Genomic DNA, 6,074 nt, shown 5'->3' on the forward strand with positions numbered 1-6,074 from the left:
GTAAAAGAGCCCGCACAATGCGGGCTCTTTGTATTAGAGGGACGAGAAGCGACGGGTTATTTGAACAACCCCTTGAGCAGTTGATCGGCTACCCCCTTGACCCCTTCGTTATCGGCCTTGTCACCTAGCAGTTTCTTGAGACCACGCTCGGCTTCCTTGCGCGCCTTCTCCTCAAGGATCTTGTTGTTGCTGAGCAGCGCCTTCACGTCCAGCCGATAGGTCGGTGCCTGCCACTGGCCACCGATGCGCACCGGTATGGTGATGTCCTTCAGTTCATCGACTCCCTTGCCGCCTTGCCCCTTGCTGCTCTCGACGATGGATGTCAGGAACAGGAAGTCGAGTGTCTCGGGCACCAGTGCCGCTTGCCCCTGGCCATGCACACGCAGTGCTGGGGCAAACAGCTGGATATCGTCGCTGCGCGCCACCCCGTTTGCCAGTTGGAAGCTGGCTGTCAGAGCACTGAAGTCGGTCTTGCGTACCTCTTTGACCTGATCCGTCCCCTTGCCGGTCAAGGTAGCCCGCGCCTCGCGGATCATCTCTGCCAGGTTGATGCCATGCAGGGCCCCATCGTGCAACGCCAGGGTTATCTTGCCCTGCATCCGGCTGCGTAGTGCCTGCTCTGACAGGCCTTGTCCCTGCACCTGCACATCGAGATCGCCCCGCCCTTCCAGCAAGTCATTCTGCGCCAGGGTCTGCAGCAGCGAGTGCACATTTACTCCCTGCACCCGTTTGCTCACCTGGTAGCGGGCTGGCTGCTGACGCGCATCGAGCACGCCACTCGCCATCACCTTGCCGCCAGCTACGCCGGCACTGAACTGCTTGAGGGTTAGCTGACCGTTCGCCAGCGCCAACTGCGTATCGAGCTGGCCCAGATCCAGCCCTCTCACCCGCAAGCTGCCCAGCTGCAGCCGTCCGATGGCATCGATTGCCTTGAGGGCATCCAGATTAGGTTCAACTGCCGAAAGAGCGCGAGTCACCTTGGCTGGTTCTGCCGCCTTGTTGCTTGCACTCGCCGGTGTGGTCGGAGCCGGCGCCGCAGCGCTTGCCGATGTGCCAAGCCAGCTGTCGAGATCCAGCTTCTCCCCCTTGAGATCGAATTCCAGCTTGGGCACAGCCCCAAGCTGCACCGCACCTTCGCCAGTCAGCAGGGTATCATCGGCACTCATCACCAGCTTGCTCAGGGTGACTTTCTTAGCCTCCAGCTCGGCACGGGCAAACCCGGCCAGCTTGAGGTTCATCTGTGGGTGCGGCAGCGTATCGCCTTTCAATGTGGCACTGAGCACCACATCGGAGAGCTCAGCCAGTGTAAGATCCTGGTCAACCCTGGCCTTGAGCGTTCCCTCGAGCGAACCGGTCAGGGCCGGTTGCTCGCCTTCTCCCTGGGCACCTTGCAGGCTCAGAGCAAGACTGCTCCACTCCCCCAGCGCCAGGCGATCGGCCTTCAGGGTGAAGTTATCCAGCCACCGAGAGGGCTGTTTGAGTGATCCGCCCACAACCACCCCTTTCAATTCGCTGGCCAACGCATTTTGTGCCAGCTTGACCTCCCCCTGTCCCTTCAGATCAAAGGCAAGCTGGCCTTGAGCCCCTTTGGCGGCGAAGGTGACCGGCACCCACTGACCCATGGCCAGCTGGCCGAGATCGAGATCGAGCCTGTCGAGGCGAGAAACAATACCGTTGCGATCGTCCTGCACCAGGGCACTGGCCTGTTCAAGTACCACCCCTTTCAGCTTGATCTGCCAGGGCTTGCTCTCCGATGGCGCGCCTTGAGGTTCACGGGCCGGCGCCTTGGCCTCTTCCGCCGTTGCAGGCTCGGCAGATGACTTGTCCGAGAGCAGGCCGCTCAGGTTGGAACTGCCATCTGCTTTCGTCTGGATAAACAGATGGGCACCTGCCAGCGTCACCTCGCCTATCTCCAACCGATGGGAAAGCAGCGGCAAGAGGGCAACTGATGCACTCCCCTGCTCGAAGCGGATCAGGTCCGGTTCGGCAAAGCCTGCCGGATTGCGCAGGGCCACTTTTTCGAGTGACAGGCCAAGACTCGGCCAGAAGCGCCAGTCGATATTCCCCGCCATCACCAACTCACGACCAGTGACCTTTCTGACCTGCTCCGTCAGCTGGGGTTTGAACTGGTTGGGATCGATCAGGCTGATCAGCGCAGTAATCGCGATCACTGCGGCCAGCACCAACCCCAACAGGATGTAGATGATCTTCTTCACGACAAACTCCTTGAATACGGATCTTGAGTGAGACTATATCACCCGAAACCCCGCAGATGGGGACAGTCTCCCAAAACAGCCAAATCAGGGGACAGGGATAGTCGCACCCGACACAAGCAATTCTTTCAGAGCCTGAATGATGAAGTGGGTTGCTGCGTCAGCAGGGTAATGGCGGTGCGAGTTGACGCGAATGCAAAGCGGGAAGGTGAAAGTGCGCCGAGTTTCACCCATTGGCAATCGGCCACGTCGTCCGCAGCACGAAGATCGGGCTTCTCGGTCAGATTGATGGCAAACGCGGTATCGCAGGTGTGATAGGTGATGCCGTCATAGGGATAGGTATTGGCAAACGAGCCCAGATAACGAACGGGGCAGCCTGAAACATCCAGGCCCAGCTCCTCCTGCAACTCGCGAACGAGGGTAGCTTCCAGCGACTCGCCGGGATCGACAAATCCGCCCGGCAGATCCAGCAGCCCCTTGCCAGGGTTGCGAGCCCTCACTGCAACCAGCACTTCATCTTGCCAACACAGGGCGACCATCACGGCCGCAGCCACATTCTGAAAGAAGTGGAAGCCACAGTCACAACGGAACTCCTTGTTGCTCTTGGCAAGCAGGGTCTCTTTACCGCATTGGGGGCAAAACATGGAACATCTCCATTTGGATAAAACCCTATTGTACGCTCCAGATAGGGCTGTATGAACAAAATGGCAAGGTTCAGGTGAAGATAGGAAGAAGGGAATAACAGAGGTTAGAACTGACCACAATAAAAACAAAATGCCAAATTTCAGGCAATAAAAAACCCCGCTCACTGAGCGGGGTTTTCGTGTTGGGTGCCTGGCAGTGTCCTACTCTCGCATGGCGAATGCCACACTACCATCGGCGCTACCGCGTTTCACTTCTGAGTTCGGCATGGGATCAGGTGGTTCCACGACGCTATGGCCGCCAGGCAAATTCTTCAATCCAGAAAGCTGACGTGAATAACGACCTAGCTAGTTTGCTTTGTCATTATCACTGAATTTATAAGTAGTTCATGCACTTGCTACAAGGCCAGAAACACTTCTTGGGTGTTGTATGGTTAAGCCTCACGGGTAATTAGTACGGGTTAGCTCAATGCATCGCTGCACTTACACACCCCGCCTATCAACGTTGTGGTCTCCAACGGCCCTTCAGGACCCTCAAGGGGTCAGGGATGACTCATCTCAGGGCTCGCTTCCCGCTTAGATGCTTTCAGCGGTTATCGATTCCGAACTTAGCTACCGGGCAGTGCCACTGGCGTGACAACCCGAACACCAGAGGTTCGTTCACTCCGGTCCTCTCGTACTAGGAGCAACTCCCTTCAATCATCCAACGCCCACGGCAGATAGGGACCGAACTGTCTCACGACGTTCTGAACCCAGCTCGCGTACCACTTTAAATGGCGAACAGCCATACCCTTGGGACCGACTTCAGCCCCAGGATGTGATGAGCCGACATCGAGGTGCCAAACACCGCCGTCGATATGAACTCTTGGGCGGTATCAGCCTGTTATCCCCGGAGTACCTTTTATCCGTTGAGCGATGGCCCTTCCATTCAGAACCACCGGATCACTATGACCTACTTTCGTACCTGCTCGACCTGTCCGTCTCGCAGTTAAGCTGGCTTATGCCATTGCACTAACCTCCTGATGTCCGACCAGGATTAGCCAACCTTCGTGCTCCTCCGTTACTCTTTGGGAGGAGACCGCCCCAGTCAAACTACCCACCAGGCACTGTCCGCGACCCCGATTCAGGGGCCTGCGTTAGAACATCAAACATACAAGGGTGGTATTTCAAGGACGGCTCCAGCGCAACTGGCGTCACGCCTTCAAAGCCTCCCACCTATCCTACACATGTAGGTTCAATGTTCAGTGCCAAGCTGTAGTAAAGGTTCACGGGGTCTTTCCGTCTAGCCGCGGGTACACCGCATCTTCACGGCGAATTCGATTTCACTGAGTCTCGGGTGGAGACAGCATGGCCATGGTTACACCATTCGTGCAGGTCGGAACTTACCCGACAAGGAATTTCGCTACCTTAGGACCGTTATAGTTACGGCCGCCGTTTACCGGGGCTTCGATCAAGAGCTTCGCTTGCGCTAACCCCATCAATTAACCTTCCGGCACCGGGCAGGTGTCACACCCTATACGTCCACTTTCGTGTTTGCAGAGTGCTGTGTTTTTGATAAACAGTCCCAGCCATCTGGTCACTGCGACTCCCGTCAGCTCCATCCGCAAGGGACTTCACCAACAAGAGCGTACCTTCTCCCGAAGTTACGGTACTATTTTGCCTAGTTCCTTCACCCGAGTTCTCTCAAGCGCCTTGGTATTCTCTACCCGACCACCTGTGTCGGTTTGGGGTACGATGACTTGTAATCTGAAGCTTAGAGGCTTTTCCTGGAAGCAGGGCATCAATGGCTTCCGCACCGTAGTGCGTTCGTCTCGTGTCTCAGCGTTGCACCTCCGGATTTACCTAAAGGTACCGCCTACGCACTTTCACCAGGACAACCGTCGCCTGGCCCACCTAGCCTTCTCCGTCCCCCCATCGCAATTACAAGTCGTGCAGGAATATTAACCTGCTTCCCATCGACTACGCCTTTCGGCCTCGCCTTAGGGGTCGACTCACCCTGCCCCGATTAACGTTGGACAGGAACCCTTGGTCTTCCGGCGAGGAGGCTTTTCACCCCCTTTATCGTTACTTACGTCAGCATTCGCACTTCTGATATCTCCAGCATGCCTCTCGACACACCTTCGCAGACTTACAGAACGCTCCCCTACCACTCACACTTAGTGTGAATCCGCGGCTTCGGTGCCTGGTTTGAGCCCCGTTACATCTTCCGCGCAGGCCGACTCGACTAGTGAGCTATTACGCTTTCTTTAAATGATGGCTGCTTCTAAGCCAACATCCTAGCTGTCTGAGCCTTCCCACATCGTTTCCCACTTAACCAGAACTTTGGGACCTTAGCCGGCGGTCTGGGTTGTTTCCCTCTTCACGACGGACGTTAGCACCCGCCGTGTGTCTCCCGGATATTACTTACTGGTATTCGGAGTTTGCATGGGGTTGGTAAGTCGGGATGACCCCCTAGCCCAAACAGTGCTCTACCCCCAGTAGTATTCGTCCGAGGCGCTACCTAAATAGCTTTCGGGGAGAACCAGCTATCTCCGAGTTTGATTGGCCTTTCACCCCCAGCCACAGGTCATCCCCTAACTTTGCAACGTTAGTGGGTTCGGTCCTCCAGTTGATGTTACTCAACCTTCAACCTGCCCATGGCTAGATCACCCGGTTTCGGGTCTACACCTTGCAACTAGACGCCCAGTTAAGACTCGGTTTCCCTACGGCTCCCCTATACGGTTAACCTCGCTACAAAATGTAAGTCGCTGACCCATTATACAAAAGGTACGCAGTCACCCCGAAGGGCTCCCACTGCTTGTACGTACACGGTTTCAGGTTCTATTTCACTCCCCTCACAGGGGTTCTTTTCGCCTTTCCCTCACGGTACTGGTTCACTATCGGTCAGTCAGGAGTATTTAGCCTTGGAGGATGGTCCCCCCATATTCAGACAGGATGTCACGTGTCCCGCCCTACTCGATTTCACATCAAGGTTGTTTTCGTGTACGGGGCTATCACCCTGTATCGCCGGCCTTTCCAGGACCGTTCCACTAACTTCCAAGATGCTTAAGGGCTAATCCCCGTTCGCTCGCCGCTACTGAGGGAATCTCGGTTGATTTCTTTTCCTCGGGGTACTTAGATGTTTCAGTTCTCCCGGTTCGCCTCTGTTACCTATGTATTCAGTAACAGATACCCGAGTTATCTCGGGTGGGTTTCCCCATTCGGAAATCCGTGAGTCGTA

At 56.0% G+C, this 6,074-nt stretch carries 2 protein-coding genes and 2 rRNA genes (1 of these 4 running past the window's edge); all 4 read right to left on the minus strand.

The annotated features are described in order from the left end of the window. Window positions 1–56: 56 nt before the first annotated feature. The gene (locus LA321_RS02400; RefSeq protein ID WP_042073351.1) at window positions 57–2,216 is read right to left on the minus strand and encodes an AsmA family protein; all 2,160 of its coding nucleotides are present in this window, start codon (window positions 2,214–2,216) and stop codon (window positions 57–59) included. Window positions 2,217–2,341: 125 nt separating this feature from the next. Then, on the minus strand, window positions 2,342–2,857 hold the full coding sequence (locus LA321_RS02405; RefSeq protein WP_042073352.1) for an NUDIX hydrolase: 516 nt from the start codon (window positions 2,855–2,857) through the stop codon (window positions 2,342–2,344). Window positions 2,858–3,045: 188 nt separating this feature from the next. Further along, window positions 3,046–3,160 (minus strand): 5S ribosomal RNA (rrf, locus tag LA321_RS02410). Between the two features lie 124 nt (window positions 3,161–3,284). Next, a 23S ribosomal RNA gene (locus LA321_RS02415) occupies window positions 3,285–6,074 on the minus strand; it runs 99 nt beyond the window's last position.

Origin of the sequence: Aeromonas enteropelogenes (assembly GCF_020097295.1) — a bacterium.
GTDB classification, from domain to species: Bacteria; Pseudomonadota; Gammaproteobacteria; order Enterobacterales; family Aeromonadaceae; genus Aeromonas; species Aeromonas enteropelogenes.